This is a genomic window from Treponema sp. R6D11 (assembly GCF_054786075.1).
Map to the genome: position 1 here is coordinate 1 of NZ_BDHD01001271.1, position 343 is coordinate 343.

Annotated in this window: 1 protein-coding gene; it reads left to right on the forward strand. The window is 40.5% G+C overall.

Features of this window, described 5'->3' with window-relative positions:
• Positions 1 to 286 (forward strand): QueT transporter family protein (locus ACYVTD_RS18400; protein ID WP_461249041.1); only part of this gene is annotated, 286 nt, incomplete at its 5' end.
• Positions 287 to 343 lie beyond the last annotated feature (57 nt).

A 343-nucleotide genomic window follows, 5' to 3' on the forward strand; every position in this document is an offset into this window, starting at 1 on the left:
CCCCCTAGGCATAATAGATGTCCTATTCGGTACATTGCAAACAGTAGTAAGCGTGCTATTTATAATCGGCATCTCAAAATCCAAAGCAAATTGGCTATGGCTCGCAAGCTTAGGCGCAATAATTGGAACCCCTCTCATAGGTTATGAACTCAACATAATGTTCCAACTCCCCTTCGTTATTTCCACTCTATGGGTCGCGCTAGGCGAATTCGTTGTCGTAACAATAGTTGGCGTACCAGTGTTTACAATGCTAGGCAAAACAAAAGTATTCCATGATATAATCTGAAAGGGTAAAAAATGACATTACTACAAGAACTAAAAGAACGCAATCTCTTCTCACAAG